Genomic DNA, 20,709 nt, shown 5'->3' on the forward strand with positions numbered 1-20,709 from the left:
GCGAGCGTCATGGCTCGCAAATTCTTCGGCACCGACGGTATCCGCGGTCTCACCAACAAGGCTCCCATGACCGCCGACGTCGCGCTTCGCGTCGGGCAGGCCGCCGGCGCCCACTTTCTTCGCGGCGACCACCGCCACCGCGTCGTCATCGGCAAGGACACGCGCCTGTCGGGCTACATGATGGAAAGCGCGCTCGTCGCCGGCTTCACCAGCGTCGGGATGGACGTGGTGCTCCTTGGGCCGATGCCGACCCCTGCGGTTGCGATGCTGACCCGCTCGATGCGCGCCGACCTCGGTGTGATGATCTCGGCCAGCCACAATCCCTTCTACGACAATGGTATCAAGCTGTTCGGCCCCGACGGCTTCAAGCTGTCCGACGCCGACGAGTTGGCGATCGAGGAAGCGCTCGAAGGCAAGGTCGAGCTGGTTGAGGCGGGCAAGATCGGGCGGGCCAAGCGCATCGACGACGCGCGCGGCCGCTACGTCCATTTCGCCAAGTCGACCTTCCCCGAGAAGTTGCGGCTCGACGGCCTCAAGATCGTCGTCGATTGCGCGAACGGTGCGGCCTATCACGTCGCACCCGACGCATTGTGGGAATTGGGCGCCGAAGTCATCCAGCTCGGGGTCCAGCCCAACGGCACCAACATCAACGACCGCTGCGGCTCGACCCACCCGCAGATCCTCCAGGAAACCGTGGTGGCGAGCGGGGCCGACATCGGGCTCGCCCTCGACGGCGACGCCGACCGGCTGATCGTCGTCGACGAGCATGGCAAGGTGATCGACGGCGACCAGCTGATGGCGCTGATCGCCCTCGACCAGCAGCGGATGGGGACCCTTCGTGGCGACGGCGTGGTCGCGACCGTGATGAGCAATCTCGGACTCGAACGGCATCTTGGCCAGGCTGGCCTTGCCCTCCACCGCACCAAGGTCGGCGACCGCTATGTCCTCGAGGCGATGCGCGAGAAGGGCTGCAATGTCGGCGGCGAGCAGTCGGGCCACATCATCCTCACCGATCACGCGACTACTGGCGACGGTCTTGTCGCGGGTCTCCAGATCCTCGCGGCAATGGTCGGGCAGGGGCGCCGGGCGAGCGAGCTCCTCCACCAGTTCGATCCGGTGCCCCAGCTGCTGCGCAACGTCCGTTTCGCCGCCGGCGCGCCGCTCGAGGACGCCGCGGTCAAGCAGGTCATCGCCGATGCCGAGCGCCGTCTCGACGGACGCGGGCGGCTGGTCATTCGCAAATCGGGCACCGAACCGCTGATCCGCGTGATGGCCGAGGGAGACGACCGCGCCGAGGTCGAGGACGTCGTTGCGGAGATCTGCGCCGCGGTCGAGAAGGCGGCCGCCTGATGCTCGAGATGAAGCAGGCGTGTGAGCGCTGTCACGAACCGCTCCCTGCGCAATTGCCGGGCGCCTTCATCTGCTCGTTCGAATGCACCTTTTGCAGCCCGTGCGCCGAAGCACTCGACGAGCGTTGTCCCAATTGTGGCGGCGAACTCCTCGACCGGCCCACGCGATCGAAGGCCGCCCAGCTCAAGGTGGCGAAATCTTAAGGCGGGATGCCGCATCGAGGCCATGACCATGACCGAGCATCGCATCCCGAAGATCCTGATCATCGCCGGCTCGGACAGCGGGGGCGGTGCCGGCATCCAGGCCGACATTAAGACCGTGACCATGCTCGGCGGCCATGCGCTGACGGCGATCACCGCGGTGACCGCGCAGAACAGCCTCGGGGTCGAAGCGGTCCATCCGGTTCCAGCCGAGATCGTGCTCGCGCAGATCGACAGCGTGCTGTCCGATTTCGGCGCCGACGCGATCAAGATCGGGATGATCGGCTCGGCCTTCACCGCGCGGGTCGTCGCCGATCGCCTCTCGCGGCTGGAACGCAAGATCCCGCTGGTGTTCGATCCGGTCATGATCGCCTCGAGCGGCGCCGCGCTCGCCGACGATGCGACCATCGAGGCGTTCGGCGAACTGATGGACCTCGCCACCGTCACCACGCCGAACCTTCCCGAACTCGTCCGGCTGACCGGCAAGGAAGACCCGGTCGAGGGTGCGCTTGGCCTCGTCTCTGCCCATCGCTGCGCGGTGCTGGTCAAGGGCGGGCACGACGAGGGCGAGGCGGTCGCCGACGCCCTGATCGAGGAAGACAATCTCACCAGCTGGCAGGGCACGCGGATCGAAACCCCGCACAGCCACGGCACCGGTTGCACGCTGGCGAGCGCGATCGCGGTCGGCCTCGCCGAGGGCAAGCGCCTGCCCGATGCCGTCGCTGCCGCGCGCCAGTTCGTCCGGCTTGCCCTGCTCGAGGCGCCGGGGCTGGGCGAGGGGGCGGGACCGATGGGTCACGGCCGGGTCCGCCTCGACGTCGGCGGCGCGCCGCGGCTCAACCAGGTCACCGTCACCGGCAAGGACTATGCCGCGCAGGTCGCCTTCTATCGCAAGCTCGGGCTCCACCAGATCGTCGACAGCCCGGTCAACGGCTACGCGCGCTTCGAGGCCTGGGGCGGGGTCACCTTCTCGGTCCAGATCGATCCCGACGAGGAGATCGCGCCGACCAGTGCCGTCTACTTCGAGTGCGACGATCTCGATTCCCGGGTCGAAGCGCTCGCGCGGAGCGGGATGGTGTTCGAGCACGGCCCCCGCGACCAGCCGTGGCTGTGGCGCGAGGCACGGCTGCGCGATCCGGCCGGTAACATCGTGTTTCTCTATCGAGCGGGCGAAGCGAGACGATTTCCACCGTGGCGGATACAACCGAACTGACCCGAACTGATGCGGATTTCCGCCCTTCGTGTCAGTATAGGCACTTGCATACATCCATTTTGGGCTGATAACGGCAACTTACCAATGGCCGCTGCTCGGTGGCCGCAGTTGCATGAAAAGGCGGCTCACGATGAAGAAGACCTGGAACAAGCCCGAACTGAAGCGCATGGTTGCCGGCGGTGCCGAGAATGGCGCAAATCCTGGCAACAAGGACGGCAATCCGGGCAGCCGCCGCTCCTGAGTGCTGGCGGCCGGGCCGCAGCTCTTAAATGAGCGGGCTTGCCGCTGCCATTGGCGGCTCGACACCTCGGAGTAAGCAACTTCTCAAAGCGCTGCTCGACGCGCAAACGTCTTTAGGGCCGGATGCTTGTTTTGCCGCGTCGGTCGAAACGGCCTCGTTCGGGAAGCGACTTTTGGCCGCGCTTCCGGAGGATCGATACGATCAGCAGCCTTTCCGATCGGCTGATGGCCGGTGGATCGTAATATCTGAAGGTCGCCTTGGCGACCGCGATGAACTGATTGAGCGGCTTGGCCTAGGCCGAGACGTTCCCATGAGCGATGCCGGCTTGCTCGCTCTTGCTTGGACGAGACTGGGTCCGTCAATTGGCGAAGTCGTTCCCGGGGACTGGACTCTGTGCGCCTGGGAGACAGAGAGACGGCGCCTGACCTTGGCCCGAAGCCCTCTCGGATCGCTACCCATGTTCTACGGGACACACGAAGGTGTGTTCATGTGTGCCAGCATCCCGCAAGCCCTGCATCGCGCGGGAATGCCGGCCATCCTCGACGTCGAATATTCAGCAGCAACGTTTGCCATGGCGGAGGCCTCCCTCGACGCAACCATGTTCAAAGGCATTCGACGACTTGGCCCCGGCGAGGCTATTACGTTTTCCATGGACGGAGCCGCCATATCGCGGACTCGAATTTGGCATCCCGACACTCAAGTGCAGCGCGCCCCGTCGCCGGAGCGCGTCTTCGAGATCGTCGAAAAGGCAGTCACTGCAGCCTTGCGCCGGTCGAGAGGCTTGGCGGCGACGCAATTAAGCGCCGGTCGTGACAGTGGCTTGATTACCACGATGGCCGCAAGGCACGAGCCACACCTCGTCGCATTCACCGCTGCTCCGAGCCGCGGGTTTTTCGACAGTGGTCTGCCGCATTTTCTCCAGGACGAGAGTGAATTGGCCGGAACGGTCGCACGATGGTGCGGCGCACGGCATCATGTCGTCCGAACGGTAGACGATTCCTCTTCGTTCATGGAAACGGTTCGACGGTTCCATGCGACTTCGGCGCGCTCGGTCCTCAATGTCCGTAATGTCTTTTGGTGGGATGGGATTGGACGTGCAGCGAGCGCGACGGGCGCCTCAATTCTCCTGACTGGGAGTATTGGAAACCTCACGGTCAGTGCGGGCGGCGTCAACGCCTTGGGTGATGTCAGACGGGAAGAAGGCCTGGGAAGGTGGTGGCCGCTCGCGCAGAAACTGGCGCTATTACCGGATGTTGATTGGAAGACCGTAGCGAACCAGTCATTTCCGGTCCTGTTTCCGGCCAGAGTTCGTCGTGGCTTGAGGAAGCTTGCCCGGCGCCCGGACCGTTTCTCGCCAGGTCGTAATCTCTTCAGACAAGACTTTCAGGAACGAGTTGCGGCAATTCGCGCCGAAAAAGGCCGATACGATCAACGTTTCTATCACGAAGAGCGTGCTCAGGCTCTTGAGGTGGTGGACCTAGAGGAACGGACCCTCGCTGCGCATTACGGTCTGTCCGTTCGGGATCCCACGGCGGATCTGCGGGTGGCTAAGTTGTTCTTGGGGATGCCCGCTATCGATCTTGTGTCGGAGAAGGGCGGTCGCCCCTTGTTCGATCGATGTTTCGGTCCCCTCTTTCCGCCCGAATGGCATGACGAGCGGCGGCGGGGGCTGCAAAGCGCAGACTGGATGGAGCAATTCAGGCCTAACGATTTGCTGGAGACGCTCGAGGAGATTGAGACTAGCAATCTCGCTCGCGAGCTTATCGACCTACCCTATGCGCAGCAATTGCTTCAGCGATGGGTCTCTGTGCCCACTACTCCCGCCGAGCAGCTCTTATATTCCGGAAGTCTTCTCGAGGCCCTCGCGTTCGGCCTCTTCGTGAAGGATCATTTCTAGACCTTGGTGCAAGCCGCGAGACCGCGTAATCGTCACCCCCATGCAGCCTAGCGAAACCGAGATTGAGGTCCCGTTCGATGCCGCTCTGTCCGAGCGCTACCTCGTCTATGCCCTGTCGACGATCACCGCCCGCTCGCTGCCCGATGTCCGTGACGGGCTGAAGCCGGTCCATCGGCGCCTGCTCTGGGCGATGCGGCTGCTGCGGCTCGATCCTGCCGGCGCCTACAAGAAGTCCGCACGCGTCGTCGGCGACGTGATCGGCAAATATCACCCGCACGGCGACCAGTCGGTCTATGACGCGATGGTTCGGCTCGCCCAGTCCTTCGCGCTGCGTTACCCGCTGGTCGACGGGCAGGGGAACTTCGGCAACATCGACGGCGATAATGCCGCGGCCTACCGCTACACCGAGGCCAAGCTCACCCCAGTTGCGACCCAGCTCATGGCCGGGCTCGACGAGGGCACGGTCGCGTTCCGCCCGACCTACAATGGCGAGGAGGAGGAGCCCGAGGTCTTCCCGGGCCTGTTCCCCAACCTTCTGGCCAACGGCGCGAGCGGCATTGCGGTCGGCATGGCGACCAGCATCCCGCCGCACAACGTCACCGAACTGATCGACGCGGCCGCGCATCTGATCGACAACCCGGCCGCCGAGACCCGCGACCTGATGGACTTCGTCGCCGGGCCCGATTTTCCCACCGGGGGCCTGCTGGTCGATGCGCGCGAGACGATCCTGGCGGCCTATGAAAGCGGCCGTGGCAGCTTCCGGCTTCGCGCGCGGGCCGAGCAGGAAAAGGAGAAGGGCGGCGGCTGGAACCTCGTCGTCACCGAAATCCCTTACGGCGTGCCCAAGGCCAAGCTGATCGAGCAGATCGCCGAACTCATCGGCAACAAGAAGCTGCCGATCCTCGCCGATGTCCGCGACGAGAGCGCCGAGGACCTGCGCATCGTGCTCGAGCCGCGCAGCCGGACGGTCGATCCGGCGCTGCTGCTCGAGAGCCTGTTCAAGCTGACCGATCTCGAGATCCGCTTTCCGCTGAACCTCAACGTCCTCGACCAGCACCGCACGCCGGGGGTCATGGGGCTGAAGTCCTGCCTCGCGGCCTGGCTCGAGTTCCAGATCGAGGTGCTGCTCAACCGCTCGCGCACCCGCGTCGGCAAGATCGAGGACCGGCTCGAGCTGCTCGACGGCTTCCTCGTCGCGTATCTGAACCTCGACCGCGTCATCGAGATCATCCGCACCGAGGATGAGCCCAAGGCGGTGATGATGGCCGAGTTCAGCCTCACCGACCGGCAGGCCGAGGCGATCCTCAACATGCGCCTGCGCTCTTTGCGCAAGCTCGAGGAGATGGAGATCGCCAAGGAGCGGACCGCGCTGTCGAAGGAGCGCGAGGACCTGCTCGCGCTGATCGACAGCCCACGCAAGCAGCGCAACCGGCTCAAGAAGGATCTGGAGAGCGTCAAGGCGAAGTTCGGCGACGCGCGCCGCACCACGATCGAGGAGAAGCCGCTGGCGGCGCGCGCCGAGATCGACTGGTCGGCGATGATCGAGAAGGAGCCGATCACCGTCATCCTCTCGGCGCGTGGATGGATCCGGGCGATGAAGGGGCATCTCGCGCCGGCCGAGTTCGACACGCTGAAATTCCGCGAGGGCGACGAACTGTGGGGCAAGCCGCTTCACGCGCAAACGACCGACAAGATCCTGATCGCGGGCGAGAATGGACGGGTCTACACGCTCGGCGGCGACAAGCTGCCCGGCGGCCGCGGCTTCGGCGAGCCGATCCGCCTGTCGATCGATCTTAACGCCGAGGTCGAGATCGCGGCGATGCTGGTGGTCAAGCCGTCGCACCGACTTCTTGCCGCGTCGAGCGACGGGCGCGGCTTCGTCACCAGCGGCGAAGCGGTGCTGGCCGAGACCCGCAAGGGCAAGCAGCTGATGAATCTTCGCGAGGGTTCGAAGCTGCAGGTCCTGCGCCCGATCCCGGCCGAGGCCGACGCCGTCGCCGTGGTCGGCGACAATCGCAAGCTGCTCGTCTTCAACCTCACCGAATTGCCCGAGATGGGCCGCGGCGCCGGGGTCCAGCTCCAGCGCTACCGTGATGGCGGCTTGGCCGATGTCACCGTGCTCAAGGCCGCCGAGGGACTGAGCTGGAGCATGGGCGGGGAGACCGGCCGCACCCGCAGCGAGACCGACCTCACCCCGTGGCGCGCGATCCGCGGGGCAAGCGGCCGAATGGCGCCGCTCGGCTTCCCGCGCTCGAACCGGTTCCAGGGCGAGTGACCGCACCCAGCCTCGCCGAGGTCGTCGGTTCCATGACCGGCGACCCGCTCACGCTCGACGCACCGCCGAGCTGGAGCCAGGGGCGCACGCTCTACGGCGGGATGACCGCTGCGCTCGCCTGGGCGGCGGCCACGCGCGCGCTGCCCGACCTGCCGCCGCTGCGCTCGGTCCATGCCGCCTTCATCGGGCCCGCCGCGGGCCGGCTGACCCTGCGACCCGAAATTCTTCGGCAGGGCCGGTCGGCGACCACCGTCGGCGTCGACGTCCATGGCGAGCAGGGCCTGGCCGCACGCCTGACCTTCTTCTGTGGCGCGCCGCGCACGAGCAAGGTCGCGCACGAGCGGATCGAGGCGCCGGGCGCCGACGCGCCGGACAGTTTTCCTGCCGTGCTCGGAAGCGGGCAGGGGCCGACCTTCGCCGCCAATTACGACATCCGCCACGTCAGCGGCGGGCTGCCTTTCCAGGGCGGTCCACCCGAATTTCTGATGTGGGCGCGCATGCGCGAAGCCGATGGCGCCGACCCGCTCGTCTCGCTCATCGCGCTCGCCGACGTCCTCCCGCCCGCCGCCATGCCGGTGTTTCCCGAGTTCGGCGTGATCAGCTCGCTGAGCTGGAGCTTCGACCTCGATCGGCTGCCGACCGATGCGGGCGCCTGGTATCTTGCGGGCGCCACGTCGGAAAGCACCGCCGACGGTTACTCGCGGCAGTCGATGACGTTGTGGAACGAAGCAGGGGAGCGGATCCTCGCCGGGCGCCAGACCGTAGCCATCTTCGTTTGAGTTCGGCCGAGGCGGTCTCAGCGATGTCGTTCGCGATCGCCTGCTCAGCGAAGCGGCGGAGCTTCGCGCCCAGATCCGTGCGCTCGGTGAACAGAAGAAGGAGGCCGAGAATAGCCACGCGACCACGCCCATGTCCTTCAGCTATGGCTCCGGAGTGATCGCGCCCAGCACCGACGAGGAGAAGCCGATCGCCCGGGCCTTCGCGACCGCCGGGCTGAACTTCGAACGGGCGGCGGCCTTCCTGATCATCGCCGGCGCGGCGCTTCTTCCCTGGGCACTGATGGCCGGCCTTGTCATCTGGCTGTGGCGGCGGTTCCGGATCGGCGCCTGGCTGAACGCCCGGAGCGACGTTTCTTACGCCCGGCAGGTCGATCCGGACTGACCGCTTCGTTGCTTCGCTGGCGGCGGCTCTCTATGGCGGGTGCCAAATCATCCCTAGAAACGGAAGCACCGCTTTATGGCTCGCCGCCGCCAGATCTACGAAGGCAAGGCCAAGATCCTCTATGAGGGCCCTGAGCCGGGAACGCTTATCCAGTATTTCAAGGACGACGCGACCGCCTTCAACGCGCAGAAGCGCGGCACGATCAACGGCAAGGGCGTCATCAACAACCGGATCAGCGAGCATATCTTCACCGCGCTCGCGACCATCGGCGTGCCGACTCACTTCATCCGCCGCCTCAACATGCGCGAGCAGCTGATCCGGCAGTGCGAGATCGTCCCCATCGAGGTGGTCGTCCGCAACGTCGCGGCGGGTTCGATCTCCAAGCGCCTCGGGATCGAGGAAGGGACGCAACTCCCGCGCACGATCATCGAATATTATCTCAAGGACGATGCGCTCGGCGATCCAATGGTCGCGGACGAGCATATCGCCTGCTTCGGCTGGGCCACGCAGGAAGAAATGAACGACATCGCCGACATGGCGATCCGCGTGAACGACTTCATGGCCGGGCTGTTCGCGGCAATCGGAATCCGGCTGGTGGACTTCAAGCTCGAGTTCGGCCGCGTCTGGGAGAATGACTTCAGCCGCATCATTCTCGCCGACGAGATCAGCCCCGACGGCTGCCGCCTGTGGGACATGCGCTCGGGCGAGAAGCTCGACAAGGACCGCTTCCGCCAGAACCTCGGCGGCGAGGCCGAGGCCTATCAGGAAGTCGCCCGCCGGCTTGGCCTCCTCGAAGGGCAGGAGGGGGAGAACAGCGTGCTCGACCTCGAGAGCCACCGGAAGAAGCGGGGCAAGTAGCCTCCAATCACTGAATATCGGCAGGTTGCGCGCGGCGATTTCGCCGCCGTGCCCGTTTGCGTCGCCCGGTCGCCGCAATGGAATTCTTGCTGATTGATGAATGGTAATCACGCCGTGCCTGAACGCCTGTTCAGCAAGCATACGTATACCTGAACCGATGTTCAGCGCAGAAAGGCGAAAGTAAGGCACGGCATCAGTTCGTCGACAAATTCGAAACTTTTGTGCGCGTTGGCCCTTCACATTGGCGAGCGGCCTGTCCACATGCCGCCTTGAGCAGGTCGTGACAGACCCGTTCCAATGATAATCAGGAGAATATCTGTGAAGAAGTTTCTTGCGCTGACCGCCCTTGCCACCACGGCCATCGTTGCGGCGCCCGCCGCCGCCGCGCCGGTGCAGGGCCCGCGCGTCGAGGCGCTTGTCGGCTACGACGCGGTGCGCGCCAACGTCGGCGACGCCAATTTCGTCGACAAGTACAAGGACGAGGGCGTCCTCTACGGCATCGGCGCCGGCTATGACTTCGCGCTCGGTAACAAGGCCTCGCTCGGTGTCGACCTCGAAGCGTCCGACTCGACCGTCCGTGACCGCCAGGCCGAAGGCACCCTCAAGGCCGGCCGTGACCTCTATGCCGGCGGCCGCGTCAGCTTCCCGCTCGGCGCCGACGGCAGCAACGTCTACCTGAAGGGCGGCTACACCAATGCCCGCGTCACGGCGACCAACGGCATCGTTAGCGCTTCGGAGGACCTCGACGGCTACCGCATCGGCGGCGGCGCGCAGTTCGCGCTGACCGGCAAGGCCTATGTCGGCGGCGAGTATCGCTACAGCAACTACGAGCAGGGCGTCGAGCGCCACCAGCTCGCGCTGAACGTCGGTACCCGTTTCTGAGAGAAACGGTTCATCCGATCGGAAGGGGCGTCCGGCGTGTCCGGGCGCCCCTTTTTTTGTCGATTTTCCGCCATTGTGATAGCGTTCGAGTCGGCTCAATCGGGAGGGCGAGATGCACGAGGACAACCGCATCTACTTCGCGCGGCGCGCGGTCGAGGAACAGACCCGTGCCGAGCAGGCGAGCAATCCGCTCGTCGCCGACATTCATCGCCGGCTCCAGCGCGTCTATGTCGAGCGGGCGAGTGTCGGCGAGCGCGAGGCGAGCGCCGAGCCTAGCGGTCCGGTTCGCCCTTGAGCGATAGCCGCGCGGCCTCCAGCGCCGACGCTCGCGCGCCCCGCCGCGCCTCGCGCAGCGCCGGATAGTCGCTCGCCGCCTCTTGCTGCAGTGCCCGCGCGAAGGCGTCCGAGCGCAGTTCGCCGAGCATCGCGGCCATCCGCGCCTTGACCGCCTCGTCGACGACCCGGTGCCCGCCGCTCGCCGCGCCAAATTCGGCGGTGTTGCTGATCGCTTCGCGCATGCCCGCGATCCCGCGCTCGGCGACGAGGTCGGCGAGGAGTTTCAACTCGGTCACGCATTCAAGATAGGCGAGGCGCGGATCGATCCCGGCGGCGACGAGGGTCTCGAACCCCGCCTCGAGGATCGCGGGGACAGCGCCCCACACGACTGCGCTTTCATTGAAGAGGTCGGACACGGTCTCCTGTTCGAAGGTCGAGCGGAGCACGCCGGCGCCGGCGCGGCCCGAGCCAAGCGCCGCGGCATAGGCCAGCGCCAGCGGCCAGGCCGCGCCGGTCGCGTCCTGCGCCACCGCGGCGAGCGCGACCATGCCCTTGCCTTCGGTATAGAGCCGCCGCAGCGCCGCGCCGGGCCCCTTGGGCGCGACCATGATGACGTCGAGGTCGGCGCGGGGCTCGATCAGCCCGTAGTGGATCGTCAGGCCGTGCGCGAAGCCCAGCGCGGCGCCGGGCCGAAGCGAGCCTTCGATCGCGCGATAGATTCCCGGCAGATGCTCGTCGGGGGCGAGGAGAAAGACGAGGTCGGCGCCCTCGGCCGCGTCCGCCGGCGACGCCACGCGCAGGCCGTGCGCACTCGCGTCCTCGGCCCGCGCGCTCCCCGGGCGGAGGCCGACCGTCACCGCGATCCCGCTGTCGTGAAGATTGAGCGCCTGCGCGCGGCCCTGGTTGCCGAAGCCGATGATGGCGACCGTCTTGGCCGTGATCGGGGTGGGGTCAAGCTCGGCGTCGGTCAGCATGCCGGCTCCTTAGCCATGTCGAGCAGCCTTCCCAAGGCGTCGTCGTCAGGCAAGGGATCGATCCCGAGCCGCTGGTTGCGAAACCAGGTGCGTTGCCGCTTGGCATATTGGCGGGTCGCGCGCTGCCCGGCGGCGATGGCCTCGTCGAGTGTCGCGGCGCCGCGCACGTAGCCGGCGATCTCGGGAACCCCGATCGCGCGCATCACGGGGAGGGCGGGGGACAGGTCGCGCGCCAGCAGCCGTTCCACTTCCGCGATGGCGCCATCGTCGATCATCCGCATGAAGCGCCGGTCGATTGCCGCTCCGAGACCCTGCGGCTCGCCCAAGGTCAGCCCGCCGAACAGGCCGACCCTGTCGCGAATGCCGCCGGTCGTGGACGATTGCCACGCCTTGAGCGGCCGACCCGTCGACAGCATCACTTCGAGCGCGCGCGCGATCCGGGTGGTGTCGTTGGCATGAAGCCGCTCCGCCGCCTCGGGATCGACCTGTCCAAGGCGCCGGTGGTTGTCAGCAACGCCTTGCCCGCGCACCTCGTCGCGGATCGCGGGATCGACCGGCGGCACTTCGGCGATCCCGTCGAGCAAGGTCCGCAGATAAAGCCCCGTGCCCCCGACGAGGATCGGCAGCTGCCCGCGGCCGTGCACCTCGGCGACGACCGCCTTCGCCTCGGCCGCCCAGTCCGCCGCGCTGCATGCCTCCGCCCCGTCGCGATGCCCGAACAATCGGTGCTCGACCCCGCCCATCTCCGCCTCGCTCGGCCGGGCGCTCAGCACGCGAAGGTCGGCGTAGACCTGGGCGCTGTCGGCGTTGACGATCACGCCGTTCGTGCGTTGAGCGAGCGAGACGGCCAGGGCCGACTTGCCGCTCGCGGTTGGCCCTGCGATGACGCACAGAGGAGGAACGCCCTTGTTCATTGCGACGCTGATAGCAGCAGGACGGCTTGGAGACGACGACCTCGCGCGTGCCATCGACGTCGCGGGCGGGGGCGAGGCGCGCTGGATCGACGAAGGCGATGCCGCCGACCTCCTGCTCGGTCCGATCGAGGACTGGCGCGACCTTCGCGACCGGCTCGAAGCCGCGCTGCCGGGCGTCGACGTCATCGTCCAGAAGGTCGAGGACCGCGAGAAGAGGCTGTTCGTGGCCGACATGGATTCGACCATGATCGGGCAGGAATGCATCGACGAGCTCGCCGATTTCGCCGGCAAGAAAGCCGAAATCTCTGCGGTGACCGAACGCGCGATGCAGGGCGAGATGGATTTTGCCGAGGCGCTCCATGCCCGCGTCGCCGAACTGAACGGCCTCGGAGTCGGTGCCATCGAGCGCTGCCGGACCGAGCGCGTCACGCATAACGAGGGGGCCAGGACGCTCGTCCAGACGATGCGCGCCCGCGGCGCGGCCACCTTGCTGGTAACCGGCGGTTTCCATGATTTCGCCGATCCGCTCGCCGCCGAACTCGGCTTCGAGGAAGTCCGCGCCAATTATCTCGAAAGCATCCACGGCCATCTGACGGGCCGGGTCACGGGTGCGATTGTCGATTCGTCGGCCAAGCGCCAGGCGCTGATCGCGCGACGCGACGAGAAAGGCATATCGCCGGGTGCGGTGCTGGCGGTCGGCGACGGGGCCAATGACGGGCCGATGATCGAGGAGGCAGGGCTCGGCGTCAGCTATCGCGGCAAGCCCAAGCTCGAGGCGATGGCCGACGCCCGGCTGCGGCACAACGATCTGACCGCGCTCCTCTGGGCGCAGGGCATTCCCAAGGCGGAATGGGTCAGCGGGCCGGCACCGGAAAGCACGGCTGGGGCCGGAGCGCCGCACAGGCCGAGCTTGCCGCGGCACGCGTAGGGTAGGGGCCGACCTGAAGCCGGGTCATCGTGCCCGAAGGCACCAGCGTCATGCCCGCGCCGCCGAGCCGCGGCCTGAGGCTGGCGAACAGCTTCTGCGCCGACGCACTGTCGCGAAACGCGCCGAGCTGGACCCGGAACGCCCCGCCGCCGCTGGCCGGCGTCGTGACGCTCGGCGGAGCGACGACGACCGGCTTGGCGGTTGAGGCGACCTTGACCGGAGCCGCCTTGGCACCGGGCTTGGTCGCTGCCTTCGGGCCGCTACCCGTGGCCAGCTGCTGCGCCATGACCACGCCCTTCTGGCGCTCCTCGAGCGGGATGAGCTGGTCCATCTCGCTCAATGTTGCCTTGGCGGGGGCGAGGCCCTGCGCCGCCGCGCGGCTGACGAGGGCATAGGCCCGCACCCGGTCCTCGGGCACGCCGTCGCCGTTGAAGAGCGCAGTGCCGTAGACCAGCATCGCGCGCGGCTCGCCCGCGTCCGCCGCACCCTTGAGCCAGCGCAGCGCGGCCACGCGGTTGCCGTTCTGGAAAAGAAGCAGTCCGAGGCTGGTTTGCGCCTCCGCATGACCCGCTCGCGCCGCCTGCTCGTACCAGCGCTGCGCTTCGGCGAGATCGGCGGGCACGCCCTTGCCGAGCTTGTAGGCCTGGCCGAGGTTGAAGGCGGCGTCGGCGCTGCCCTTGGCCGCGAGCGGTTTCCAGATCGCGACCGCCTGCTCGGGCTTGCCCATCGTCCAGGCGTCGATCCCGGCCCTGACGCTCTGCGCGGGCAACGGCGCGCTCGCCGCCAATAGCGACAACCCGAGGACAAAATGACGCATGGACCCCTCCCTGACTGGCGCATCGTCTAGAACAGCGTCGCGGCCCCGTTAACCTGATTTTAGGCCGGCGGCGGCATTCCACTCGGAAGTAGCAAAATTGCACCTTACCCGAGGGGATCGGAATGCGCGTTCTGGCTTTGGCATCGCAGAAGGGAGGGTCCGGCAAGACCACGCTCTCCGGCCATCTGGCGGTGCAGGCACAATTGGCGGGCGCCGGCCCGGTCTGCCTGATCGACATCGATCCGCAAGGCTCCCTTGCCGACTGGTGGAACGAGCGCGAGACCGAGATGCCGGCCTTCGCCCAGACCACCGTGGCGCGCCTCGCGAGCGATCTCGAGGTCCTTCGCCAGCAGGGCTTCCGCCTCGCCGTCATCGACACCCCGCCGGCCATCACCATGGCGATCCAGAGCGTCATCGCGGTGGCCGAGCTGATCGTCATCCCGACCCGTCCGAGCCCGCACGACCTTCGCGCCGTCGGCGCCACGGTCGACCTGTGCGAACGCGCCGGCAAGCCGCTGATCTTCGTCGTCAACGCCGCGACGCCCAAGGCCAAGATCACCTACGAAGCCGCGGTGGCGCTGTCGCAGCACGGCACCGTCGCCCCGGTCACGCTCCATCACCGCACCGATTTCGCGGCCTCGATGATCGATGGCCGCACGGTCATGGAAGTCGATCCCAAGGGCAAGTCGGCCGCCGAAGTCACCGAGCTGTGGGAATATATCTCCGACCGCCTCGAGAAGAATTTCCGCCGTACCGTCTTTGCTGCGCCGGGCGTGCAGCCGGGCATCGGTGCGGCCAGTCCGCGTCCCGTCGGTGGCTTCGGCCGCCGCGTGGTCGGCTAAAGGGAGCCCGACCCATGATGAAGAGCGAACCGAGGCCTTTCGCCTCCCTGTCGAGCGGCCTGCTCGCCCGCAAGGGTGCCGCCCGTCCTGCCATGCGCCCGCAAGGCTTCGGCCAGATGGGCAGCAACCTCGAGGACCTGGGCTGGAACGACATGGGCTTCGAGCCTCCGCGCCCGGTGCTCGCGCCGGTCGGTGAGGGCGAGGACATCCTCGCGCATCGCCCGAACCCGGTCACCGGCCTGTCGCCGATCAGCCCGGTCCATGCGGTGCACGAGGAAATCGCCAGCCGCCTGACCCACGATCCGGTCGAGGACGAACTCGACGAGACCGCCGAGCCGGTGCCGGCCGACGTGCCGCCGCTCAGCGCGGTCCTCGGCGCGGCCGAGATGGCCGGACCCGAGGCTGCGGAAGAGACCGTTCCGGTCGCCGCCGAGCCGGTGGTGTCGGTGACCATGAAGAAGCCGGCGGCCAAGGTCGCGCCGGCGCCGGTGGTCGCGGTCGCGCCCGCTCCGGTCATTCGTCCGGCGCCCGAGCCGCGCACCCGTCGCTCGACCGACGGCCGCGCCAAGGCGGCCTTCACGCTGCGCCTCGACCAGGAGCGGCATCTCAAGCTTCGCCTCGCCTGCGCCGTCACCGGCACTTCGGCCCAGATGCTCGTGACCCGCGCGCTGGACGAACTGCTCGCGAGCATGCCCGAACTCGATGCCATGGCCAGCCAGGCACCCGAACGCCAAGCCAGCAGGGGATGATCACCATGCGCAAGCCCAACACCGCTCTTCTGGCCGCCACCAGCATTGCGCTGGCCCTGACTGTCACCGGATGCGCGATGGGGGGCAAGCGCACCTCCTTCGGCGGCAAGGCCGACAATGCGAACATCGGCATGGCGCTGCGTGCGCAGGCCGCGCTCGAAGGCGGCGACGTCGCCTCGGCGGTCGGCTACGCCGAGCGCGCGGTCGCCAATACGCCCGACGACGCGGGCTTCCGCGCGCTGCTCGGCAACGCCTATCTCGCCGCCGGCCGCTTCCGCTCGGCCGAGGCGGCTTATGCCGACGCGCTCGCCATGGTCCCGAACCAGGCCGGCGTTCCCTTGAAGCTCGCGCTGACCCAGGCCGCGCAGGGCAAGGGCGATGCCGCCCTCGCCACCATCGATACCTACAGCCAGATGATCGACCCCGCCGATGCCGGCCTCGCCATGGCGCTGGCCGGGCGCCCGGGCGCCGCGGTCGAGATGCTCGACAGCGCCGCCCGCCAGCCCGGTGCCGACGCCCGAGTCCGCCAGAACCTTGCCCTCGCGCTGGCGATGAGCGGCGACTGGGTCCGTGCACGCAGCATCGCGGCGCAGGACGTGCCCGGCGACCAGCTTGAGGCCCGCATGGCCGAATGGGCCAAGGTCGCGCAGCCCGGCCAGTCGGCCGCGCAGGTTGCGTTGCTGATCGGCGTCGCCCCGGTCGCGGGCGATCCGGGCCTCCCGGTCAAGCTCGCGCTCGACCGTGGCGGCCAGTCCGTCCAGACCGCTTCGGTCGAGGCCGCTCCGGCGCCCGTCGCCGCGCCGGCCGAAACAGTTGCCGTCGCCGCTGCCCCGCAGCCGGTCGAGGTCGCCGCCGCGGCGCCCGCCCCGAGCTTCGCCGCTCCCGCCGCCGATCCGATGCCGGTCGAGGTCGCCGCTGCCGCGCCTGCCGAGACGCAGACCGTCGCCGCCGCGCCCGACGTCGCCGACATGGTCGACAGCCTCCGCGCCGAGCGGGTCCGCCCGTCGGGCGCGCTGCCGAAGGTCGCCGAACTGCGCCGCTCGGCCGCCAAGCGCTTCAACGCCAGTAACGCGGTGCTGCAGCTCGGGGCCTATGCGACCCCGGCCGGGGTCAAGATGGGCTGGTCGACGGTGAGCAAGCGCCACCACCAGCTCGCCGCCTACGTGCCCGCCAGCGCCCGCTTCGCCGGCCCGCGCGGCACCGTCTATCGCCTCAGCCTCAAGGGCTTCGCGAGCGACGCCGAAGCGCGCAAGGTGTGCATGCAGCTCAAGGCCTCGGGTGCGAGCTGCTTCGTCCGCAACGCCGCGGGCGATGCGCCGGTGATGTTCGCCAGCCGCTAGGGCGAGACGAGCATCTCCAGCACCGCCATCCGGGTCGCGACTCCGTTCGCGACCTGGCGGAGAATGAGCGAGCGGTCGGCAAGATCGGCGACCTCGTCGGCGATCTCGACCCCGCGGTTCATCGGCCCGGGATGAAGCACCACCGCCTGCGGGCTGGCCAGCGCGAGGCGCTCGGCCGTCAGCCCGTAGTGCCGCAGATATTCGCCGGGCGCGTCGCCGAGATCCTCGTCGAGCCGCTCGCGCTGGACGCGAAGCATCATCACCGCGTCGGCCCCACTGATCGCCTCGTCGATCGACAAGGCGGTCATGTCCTCGGGGAGCAGCGTGGGCGGACCCGCCACCCGGACCGTCGCGCCGAGCCGGGGCAGCAGCAGCGCGTTCGATCGCGCGACGCGGCTGTGGCGGATGTCGCCGACGATCGCGATGGTGAGGCCCTCAAGGCTGCCGAACCGTTGCTGCAGCGTCAGTGCGTCGAGCAGCGCCTGGGTCGGATGCTCGTTGGTGCCGTCGCCGGCGTTGATCACCGGGCAATCGACCAGCGCCGCGACCTCGGCCGCCGCGTCGTTCTGGCGGTGCCGGAGCACCAGCGCGTCAGGCCCCATCGCGCCCAACGTCCGCGCGGTGTCGGCCAGCGTCTCGCCCTTCTTGACGCTCGAATGCTCGACCGAGAGCGTGATCGCCTGCGCGCCCAGCCGGGCCGCCGCCTGTGCGAAGCTCATCGCGGTGCGGGTGCTGTTCTCGTAGAAACAGTTGAACACAGACCGTCCGGCAAGCACCCCGCGTCCGGCATCGCGATCGGCGGCGAAGGCGGCGGCCCGGGACAGGATGGCCGCGATCTGGTCGTCGCGGAGCGAATTGATGGAGAGCAGGTGCACGAGGCAGCCTGCTAGCGCTACCGCGGCAACATGCAAAGGGCGTCGAGCGCGCCCTGCAGGATGTGCGCGGCGGCGAGCTTGTCGACCGCCTCGGCGCGCCTCGCGCGGCTGACGTCGGCGGCGATCATCGCCCGCTCGACCGCCTGGGTCGACCAGCGCTCGTCCCAAAGCAGCAGCGGCAGCTCGAGCGGCCCGAGATTGCGCGCGAAGGCACGGACCGACTGGGTGCGCGGACTGTCGCTTCCGTCCATGTTGAGCGGCAGGCCGACCACCAGCCCGGCGACCTTGTGCCGCTCGCAGAAGGTACGCAGCGCGGCGAGATCGGCGGTGAACTTGGTGCGGCGGATCGTCTCGGCCGGTCCGGCGAAGCTCCACCCGCCGTCGCACAGGGCGAGGCCGACGGTCTTGGTCCCGACGTCGAGCCCGGCGAGCACCCCGCCCGCCGGCAAGGCCGCGGCGAAGTCGGCGGCGGCGGCGGTGATCAGCGCCACGCCGCCAGCCGCTCCTCGGCGTCGCGCCGGATGTCGGCCCAGAACAGGGCGATGTCGTAGACGTGGTAATTGTTGCCCGGCAGCACATAGGGCCCGAGCGCGGGCGGCTTGTCGTCGGCGAAGCTCAGCGACAGGAACCCGCCGCGGCACTCGGCACCGACCAGCCCCTTCTCGAGGGTCGCGTCGGCGAGCGTGTCGTCGGTCGGGACCAGGGTCCCGGCATTGGCCGAGCTCGTCGCCTTGCCCGCCTGATCGCCGGTGATCGGATTGACGCACAGGAGGTCGCCGCGCTGGCGCTTGCCCCCGGTGAATCCGGTGGTCCCGTCATAGACGTGGACGAAGGGGTCGATATTGGCCGGCTCGCCGAAGCTCATCCAGCTGAGGATGCAGCCCGGCTGGCCGCGCCGCTCGCAGGCAGGCAGGCCCATGGCAGGAACGTCCGCCGCCTTGCTGACGGGCCAGCCGACGACATAGGCCGCGACCACCCGCTTCGCGAGCGCCGGATCCTTCGCCACCCGCTCGCGTAGCAGCCGGGTCAGGTGCAGCGCGCCTTGGCTGTGCCCGACGAGGATGATCGGCCCCTTGGGCTCCTGGACGAGGAAGCGGTCGAACGCCTTGCCGACGTCCTGATAGGCGAGGTTGAGCGCGCCCTGCGCATCCTTGCCGGTGTCGAGGAAGGCGCCGAACGCCGCCTGCCGGTACTTGGGCGCATAGACCCGGCTGAACTGGAAGGCGCTCGCCTGGCTGCGCACGAACAGAGCCGCGCGGTCCTGGCTCTCCTTGTCGCCGAGTGGCGCGTTCCAGCGATCCTTTTCGAGATAGGTCGTCGGATGGATGTAGAAGGTCGCCGCCTCGCGCCCGAGCAGGCGGTCGGGGGTCGCGCCCTGGGGCGACCAGTCGGCCGGTCCCGGCGGCACCGTGTCGGGTAGGTTGAGCCAGTTCTCCACGCGGACATAGTCGGGGCCCGTGTCGTTCTTGGGTGCCTCGAACGGCACGCTCGGCAGCGCCTGCTTGACCAGCACCTCGCTGCCATATTGGAACACCGCGAACGCGCCGGCGACCACCAGCAGCGTCAGGACGAAGATCACCATCAGGAACCGGCGTGCGCACATGGGCGCGGACCTAGGGGAGGGGCCGCGCCCCCGCAAGGCAGGCTTCAGGCCCGCCGAAGCACGAAGAAATAGGGATCGGCGAACCCGCGAATGTCCATCGCACCGAGCAGGGTGTCGGCATCGACGCGCCGGAAGCAGTCGACGATCGGCAGCTGGTCGTAGATCATCGCTGCCGAGGTCACCCCGCGATAGGTGACGGGCCGCAGCCGTGCCCGCGGTTTCCGCGTCTTGAGCAAGGGCGAGAGCAAGCGGAACAGCGCGGCGCTCGGGGCGGACTTGGCGAGACCCGGCATCCGCTCGACCAGCCCAAGCGGCATCAGCCCCGGGTTGCCCGCGAAACGCCGTCCGCCACGCTCGAACACCAGGGGATCGACGTCGTCGACCGAGCGGAAGGCCTTGCCCCACCAGCCCGAGGGGCCGAGCAGCCCGTCATAGGCATGCCCCGTCGCCAGCTCCTCGCCCTTCCACTGACCGAGCATCGCCGCCGGATTGACCGCCGGCAGCGAGTCGTAAAGATCGAGGGCCTCGGCTCGATCGCAGGCGGGCAGCAGCGCGGCGAGGCGGGCGGCGGGATCCATGGCCCTCACCCTATCAGCCGGCGCCGGGCAATTCACCTGCCGTTCAAGCGCGCGGGCGTCAGGTGGTACCATCGGGGGCGATCAATCGGAGCGTATCCATGTCCCTGTTCCAGTTACGAAATCTTGCCCTGGCGGCCGTTGGCGCCGTGACCCTCGGCGGCTGCGCCGGGATTGATCCTTACAGCGGCGTCTCGGTCGGCGTCGGCACGGGCTACAATAGCGGCTACGGCTATGGCTACGGTGACCCCTATTACGGTGGCTACGGCAACTACGGCAGCTATGGCGGCTACAGCCCTTACGGCGGTTACGCTGCGCCCTACGGCGGCTGGTACGACAATTACTATTATCCGGGCCAGGGCGCCTACGTCTACGATCGCCAGCGTCGTCGCTACCCGATCAACGACGCCCAGCGTCGCTATTGGGAGCAGCAGCGCGCGATCCGCGCGCAGAACCCGGCGGTCCGCGAAAACTATCGCAACTACCGGACCGAGCGCCGTGACGACCGCCGCGACTATCGCGTCGAGCGCCGCGACGACCGCGCGGCCTATCAGGGCGGTCAGGTGACCCGCGAGCAGTATCGCGCCGACCGCCGCGACGACCGCCAGGACTATCGCCGCGACCAGCGCGAGGACCGCCGCGACCTCCGCCGCGAAAATCGCAAGGACCGTCGCCCCAAGTAAGGCACGGCCCGCGTCAGCGTGGGGGAGTTGAAGCCTCGGCTCCCCCTCGCTAACGC

At 68.2% G+C, this 20,709-nt stretch carries 22 protein-coding genes; 15 read left to right on the forward strand and 7 right to left on the reverse strand.

The genetic code is table 11. From position 1 onward, the window contains the following. Positions 1–9 precede the first annotated feature (9 nt). The 10 genes from glmM (at position 10) to ABD693_RS10295 (ending at position 10,372) form a co-directional block, all read left to right on the forward strand. The gene (gene glmM, locus ABD693_RS10250) at positions 10–1,350 is read left to right on the forward strand and encodes a phosphoglucosamine mutase (RefSeq protein WP_344696964.1); all 1,341 of its coding nucleotides are present in this window, start codon (positions 10–12) and stop codon (positions 1,348–1,350) included. Continuing rightward, complete coding sequence (locus ABD693_RS10255) at positions 1,350–1,553, forward strand: DUF1272 domain-containing protein (RefSeq protein WP_344696965.1); 204 nt, start codon at positions 1,350–1,352, stop codon at positions 1,551–1,553. Before glmM ends, ABD693_RS10255 begins: the two co-directional genes overlap by 1 nt. A gap of 28 nt (positions 1,554–1,581) precedes the next feature. Beyond that, positions 1,582–2,763, forward strand: coding sequence for a bifunctional hydroxymethylpyrimidine kinase/phosphomethylpyrimidine kinase (thiD, locus tag ABD693_RS10260; RefSeq protein WP_344696966.1), 1,182 nt, complete (start codon positions 1,582–1,584; stop codon positions 2,761–2,763). A 269-nt stretch (positions 2,764–3,032) separates the two neighbouring features. After that, positions 3,033–4,901, forward strand: coding sequence for an asparagine synthase-related protein (locus ABD693_RS10265; protein ID WP_344696967.1), 1,869 nt, complete (start codon positions 3,033–3,035; stop codon positions 4,899–4,901). Positions 4,902–4,941: 40 nt separating this feature from the next. Beyond that, entirely contained in the window at positions 4,942–7,176 is a 2,235-nt protein-coding gene (gene parC / locus ABD693_RS10270) for a DNA topoisomerase IV subunit A (protein WP_344696968.1), read from the forward strand. Then, complete coding sequence (locus tag ABD693_RS10275) at positions 7,173–7,955, forward strand: thioesterase family protein (protein WP_344696969.1); 783 nt, start codon at positions 7,173–7,175, stop codon at positions 7,953–7,955. Before parC ends, ABD693_RS10275 begins: the two co-directional genes overlap by 4 nt. 40 nt (positions 7,956–7,995) lie before the next feature. After that, positions 7,996–8,337, forward strand: coding sequence for a DUF4349 domain-containing protein (locus tag ABD693_RS10280; RefSeq protein WP_486387608.1), 342 nt, complete (start codon positions 7,996–7,998; stop codon positions 8,335–8,337). Between the two features lie 75 nt (positions 8,338–8,412). Further along, entirely contained in the window at positions 8,413–9,195 is a 783-nt protein-coding gene (gene purC / locus ABD693_RS10285) for a phosphoribosylaminoimidazolesuccinocarboxamide synthase (protein ID WP_344696971.1), read from the forward strand. Between the two features lie 318 nt (positions 9,196–9,513). Further along, the gene (locus ABD693_RS10290) at positions 9,514–10,077 is read left to right on the forward strand and encodes an outer membrane protein (RefSeq protein WP_344696972.1); all 564 of its coding nucleotides are present in this window, start codon (positions 9,514–9,516) and stop codon (positions 10,075–10,077) included. 112 nt (positions 10,078–10,189) lie between these two features. After that, positions 10,190–10,372 (forward strand): hypothetical protein, encoded by a 183-nt coding sequence (locus tag ABD693_RS10295; RefSeq protein ID WP_344696973.1) that lies wholly within the window; start codon positions 10,190–10,192, stop codon positions 10,370–10,372. Here ABD693_RS10295 and ilvC read toward each other — a convergent pair. Next, positions 10,350–11,327: a ketol-acid reductoisomerase gene (gene ilvC / locus ABD693_RS10300; RefSeq protein ID WP_344696974.1), complete on the reverse strand. Its 978-nt coding sequence runs from the start codon at positions 11,325–11,327 to the stop codon at positions 10,350–10,352. The genes ABD693_RS10295 and ilvC overlap by 23 nt on opposite strands. Continuing rightward, positions 11,321–12,241: a tRNA (adenosine(37)-N6)-dimethylallyltransferase MiaA gene (miaA, locus tag ABD693_RS10305; protein WP_344696975.1), complete on the reverse strand. Its 921-nt coding sequence runs from the start codon at positions 12,239–12,241 to the stop codon at positions 11,321–11,323. The genes ilvC and miaA overlap by 7 nt, the downstream gene beginning before the upstream one ends. Here miaA and serB point away from each other — a divergent pair. After that, positions 12,234–13,169, forward strand: a complete 936-nt coding sequence (serB, locus tag ABD693_RS10310; RefSeq protein ID WP_344696976.1) for a phosphoserine phosphatase SerB — start codon at positions 12,234–12,236, stop codon at positions 13,167–13,169. The genes miaA and serB overlap by 8 nt on opposite strands. On the opposite strand, the gene ABD693_RS10315 is transcribed toward serB, so the two are convergent. Beyond that, entirely contained in the window at positions 13,096–13,986 is an 891-nt protein-coding gene (locus ABD693_RS10315) for an SPOR domain-containing protein (protein ID WP_344696977.1), read from the reverse strand. The two genes, serB and ABD693_RS10315, sit on opposite strands and share 74 nt — an antisense overlap. 122 nt (positions 13,987–14,108) lie before the next feature. On the opposite strand from ABD693_RS10315, the gene ABD693_RS10320 reads away from it, so the two are divergent. Genes ABD693_RS10320 through ABD693_RS10330 form a run of 3 tightly spaced genes read left to right on the forward strand, consistent with a single transcriptional unit; the run spans position 14,109 to position 16,917 of the window. Beyond that, positions 14,109–14,828, forward strand: coding sequence for an AAA family ATPase (locus ABD693_RS10320; RefSeq protein WP_344696978.1), 720 nt, complete (start codon positions 14,109–14,111; stop codon positions 14,826–14,828). A gap of 14 nt (positions 14,829–14,842) precedes the next feature. Next, the gene (locus ABD693_RS10325) at positions 14,843–15,577 is read left to right on the forward strand and encodes a hypothetical protein (RefSeq protein WP_344696979.1); all 735 of its coding nucleotides are present in this window, start codon (positions 14,843–14,845) and stop codon (positions 15,575–15,577) included. A gap of 5 nt (positions 15,578–15,582) precedes the next feature. Beyond that, positions 15,583–16,917 (forward strand): SPOR domain-containing protein, encoded by a 1,335-nt coding sequence (locus tag ABD693_RS10330; protein WP_344696980.1) that lies wholly within the window; start codon positions 15,583–15,585, stop codon positions 16,915–16,917. Here ABD693_RS10330 and ABD693_RS10335 read toward each other — a convergent pair. The 4 genes from ABD693_RS10335 to ABD693_RS10350 are packed head-to-tail and all read right to left on the reverse strand — an operon-like array spanning position 16,914 to position 19,973. Further along, positions 16,914–17,792 carry an aspartate carbamoyltransferase catalytic subunit gene (locus ABD693_RS10335; protein WP_344696981.1) on the reverse strand — a complete coding sequence of 293 codons (879 nt, stop codon included), beginning with the start codon at positions 17,790–17,792 and terminating at the stop codon, positions 16,914–16,916. The two genes, ABD693_RS10330 and ABD693_RS10335, sit on opposite strands and share 4 nt — an antisense overlap. Positions 17,793–17,809: 17 nt before the next feature. After that, positions 17,810–18,277, reverse strand: a complete 468-nt coding sequence (ruvX, locus tag ABD693_RS10340; protein ID WP_344697616.1) for a Holliday junction resolvase RuvX — start codon at positions 18,275–18,277, stop codon at positions 17,810–17,812. Then, positions 18,274–19,395 (reverse strand): DUF3089 domain-containing protein, encoded by a 1,122-nt coding sequence (locus ABD693_RS10345; protein WP_344696982.1) that lies wholly within the window; start codon positions 19,393–19,395, stop codon positions 18,274–18,276. The genes ruvX and ABD693_RS10345 overlap by 4 nt, the downstream gene beginning before the upstream one ends. A 44-nt stretch (positions 19,396–19,439) precedes the next feature. Next, the gene (locus ABD693_RS10350; protein ID WP_344696983.1) at positions 19,440–19,973 is read right to left on the reverse strand and encodes a DUF4334 domain-containing protein; all 534 of its coding nucleotides are present in this window, start codon (positions 19,971–19,973) and stop codon (positions 19,440–19,442) included. A 98-nt stretch (positions 19,974–20,071) separates the two neighbouring features. Between ABD693_RS10350 and ABD693_RS10355 the strand changes: the two genes are divergently transcribed. Next, the gene (locus ABD693_RS10355; protein WP_344696984.1) at positions 20,072–20,653 is read left to right on the forward strand and encodes a hypothetical protein; all 582 of its coding nucleotides are present in this window, start codon (positions 20,072–20,074) and stop codon (positions 20,651–20,653) included. Positions 20,654–20,709: the final 56 nt, after the last annotated feature.

The sequence above is a fragment of the Sphingomonas rosea genome (assembly GCF_039538065.1).
In the GTDB taxonomy this organism is placed as follows: domain Bacteria; phylum Pseudomonadota; class Alphaproteobacteria; order Sphingomonadales; family Sphingomonadaceae; genus Sphingomicrobium; species Sphingomicrobium rosea.

What these genes read in the sequence shown, in the direction of transcription:
- ilvC (WP_344696974.1), bottom strand. Translation starts at nt 11,327, where the DNA reads ATGCTGACCGACGCCGAGCTTGACCCCACCCCGATCACGGCCAAGACG.
- ABD693_RS10345 (WP_344696982.1), bottom strand. Translation starts at nt 19,395, where the DNA reads ATGTGCGCACGCCGGTTCCTGATGGTGATCTTCGTCCTGACGCTGCTG.
- thiD (WP_344696966.1), top strand. Translation starts at nt 1,582, where the DNA reads ATGACCGAGCATCGCATCCCGAAGATCCTGATCATCGCCGGCTCGGAC.
- ABD693_RS10325 (WP_344696979.1), top strand. Translation starts at nt 14,843, where the DNA reads ATGATGAAGAGCGAACCGAGGCCTTTCGCCTCCCTGTCGAGCGGCCTG.
- ABD693_RS10295 (WP_344696973.1), top strand. Translation starts at nt 10,190, where the DNA reads ATGCACGAGGACAACCGCATCTACTTCGCGCGGCGCGCGGTCGAGGAA.
- ABD693_RS10265 (WP_344696967.1), top strand. Translation starts at nt 3,033, where the DNA reads ATGAGCGGGCTTGCCGCTGCCATTGGCGGCTCGACACCTCGGAGTAAG.
- ABD693_RS10255 (WP_344696965.1), top strand. Translation starts at nt 1,350, where the DNA reads ATGCTCGAGATGAAGCAGGCGTGTGAGCGCTGTCACGAACCGCTCCCT.
- ABD693_RS10350 (WP_344696983.1), bottom strand. Translation starts at nt 19,973, where the DNA reads ATGGATCCCGCCGCCCGCCTCGCCGCGCTGCTGCCCGCCTGCGATCGA.
- ABD693_RS10355 (WP_344696984.1), top strand. Translation starts at nt 20,072, where the DNA reads ATGTCCCTGTTCCAGTTACGAAATCTTGCCCTGGCGGCCGTTGGCGCC.
- parC (WP_344696968.1), top strand. Translation starts at nt 4,942, where the DNA reads ATGCAGCCTAGCGAAACCGAGATTGAGGTCCCGTTCGATGCCGCTCTG.
- purC (WP_344696971.1), top strand. Translation starts at nt 8,413, where the DNA reads ATGGCTCGCCGCCGCCAGATCTACGAAGGCAAGGCCAAGATCCTCTAT.
- miaA (WP_344696975.1), bottom strand. Translation starts at nt 12,241, where the DNA reads ATGAACAAGGGCGTTCCTCCTCTGTGCGTCATCGCAGGGCCAACCGCG.
- ABD693_RS10330 (WP_344696980.1), top strand. Translation starts at nt 15,583, where the DNA reads ATGCGCAAGCCCAACACCGCTCTTCTGGCCGCCACCAGCATTGCGCTG.
- ABD693_RS10315 (WP_344696977.1), bottom strand. Translation starts at nt 13,986, where the DNA reads ATGCGTCATTTTGTCCTCGGGTTGTCGCTATTGGCGGCGAGCGCGCCG.
- glmM (WP_344696964.1), top strand. Translation starts at nt 10, where the DNA reads ATGGCTCGCAAATTCTTCGGCACCGACGGTATCCGCGGTCTCACCAAC.
- ABD693_RS10320 (WP_344696978.1), top strand. Translation starts at nt 14,109, where the DNA reads ATGCGCGTTCTGGCTTTGGCATCGCAGAAGGGAGGGTCCGGCAAGACC.